A 1,899-nucleotide genomic window follows, 5' to 3' on the forward strand; every position below is an offset into this window, starting at 1 on the left:
TGTGTTTCGGCGTGGAATATTGACCCCACTAGCGGGCGAATACTTATTCAATTTTGACCCCCGCTAGATTTCATCCGAGGATCTGACTTTTAGTCAGCGGATGGAGTAGGGAGTTGAAAAGAGTGGATACGATTGCTCGTGTCCGGCGCGCCTTCCATGTTCAAGGCTGGTCGGTAAAGAAGATCACCAGAGAGCTTCATGTTTCTCGTAATACGGTTCGCAAAATACTGCGATCTGATGCGACGGAGTTTTGTTACAAACGTGAACATCAGCCCTTTCCGAGGATGGGGCCTTGGAAAGGAGACGTTGAACGTTTTCTTGTTTCCAACGAAGGTAAGGCATCTCGTGAGCGGTTGACGCTTATCCGCATTTATGAAGAAGTTCGGTCGCTGGGCTATGAAGGCAGCTATGACACCGTCCGCCGCTATGCCAAATCCTGGTCTAAGAAGCGCGGATTAGTGGCGAGTGACGCCTACGTTCCGCTCTATTACGCGCCAGGCGAAGCTTATCAGTTCGATTGGAGCCATGAGATTATTCGGCTCAATGGTGTGACGACGACAATCAAGGTTGCGCACGTTCGATTGTGTCATAGCCGGATGATGTTTGCGCGGGCTTACATGCGCGAAAGCCAGGAAATGGTGTTCGATGCACATGATAAGGCTTTTGTGTTTTTCCGTGGCGCTTGTACGCGCGGTATATACGACAATATGAAAACGGCTGTTGATGCCATTTTTGTTGGGAAAGAGCGGCAGTATAATCGTCGGTTCCAGCAAATGTGCAGTCATTACCTTATTCAGCCTGTTGCCTGTACTCCGGCATCAGGTTGGGAGAAGGGACAGGTTGAGAACCAGGTTGGCTTGGTTCGAGAGCGCTTTTTTACACCGCGTTTACGGGTCAAAAGTTTGGAGGAACTCAATGTCTGGCTCCTCGATAAATGTATCGCTTATGCAAAAGCACACCGCCATCCTGAACAAACCCAGCGCATGATCTGGCAGGTATTTGAGGAAGAACGCAAAAGTCTTGTACCATATATTGGCCCCTTCGACGGCTTTCACTGTGTTCCAGCGTCGATATCAAAAACCTGCACCGTCCGTTTTGACAACAATAAATACTCGGTTCTTTCAACTGCAGTTGGTCGTCCTGTAGAAGTTCATGCCTATGCAGATCGGATCGTCATACGGCAGGATGGTGTGAAGGTCGCAGAGCATACGCGTAGCTTTCATCGAGGTGAAACGATCTACGACCCATGGCATTATGTGCCTGTTCTTGCTCGAAAACCTGGCGCTCTACGCAATGGCGCACCTTTCCGCGATTGGGTTTTGCCAGCCGCAATGGAGAAAATCCGCAAACGTTTGCAGAGCGCTCACGATGGTGATCGGCAGATGGTCACCATCCTCGCATGCGTACCTTCCGACGGATTGGCTAATGTCGATGCTGCATGTCAGGAAGCGCTTGATCATAACGTGTATTCTGCGGCAGTTATCATCAACATTCTCGCACGCAGTCGAGACCCGGCTCCAACTCCCACACTCCAACTCCCCGACGCACTTCGATTGATGCATGAACCAATCGCCGACTGTTCACGCTATGACAGTCTTAGGAGGGCAAGCTGATGGAACGCACGCAGGTACTTGAACTCATGGGAACGCTGAAGCTCTATGGTATGCGCAGCGCTTATGATGAGGTGATGGGGAATGGAATAAAACGGCAGCACGAACCGCCACGTATTGTGGGTGAGTTGTTGCAGTCGGAAATTGCAGAAAAGCAAGCACGTTCCATTCGATACCAGCTCAGCATAGCCAAATTACCTCTTGCTAAGGACATTGAGGACTTCGACTTTACCGGCACCCCAATCAACGAAGGTTTGGTTCGCGAGTTGGCCACAGGCATTTTTGTTAG

Annotated in this window: 2 protein-coding genes; both read left to right on the forward strand. The window is 50.3% G+C overall.

What is annotated here, in order from left to right:
• The first annotated feature begins 113 nt into the window (after positions 1 to 113).
• Positions 114 to 1,613 carry an IS21 family transposase gene (gene istA, locus FG152_RS27095; RefSeq protein ID WP_105529394.1) on the forward strand — a complete coding sequence of 500 codons (1,500 nt, stop codon included), beginning with the start codon at positions 114 to 116 and terminating at the stop codon, positions 1,611 to 1,613.
• A partial coding sequence (locus FG152_RS27100; protein ID WP_235994275.1) for an ATP-binding protein occupies positions 1,613 to 1,899 on the forward strand: 287 nt, incomplete at its 3' end. The genes istA and FG152_RS27100, both read left to right, overlap by 1 nt.

Source organism: Ochrobactrum sp. XJ1 (genome assembly GCF_024701725.1).
Lineage (GTDB): Bacteria > Pseudomonadota > Alphaproteobacteria > Rhizobiales > Rhizobiaceae > Brucella > Brucella anthropi.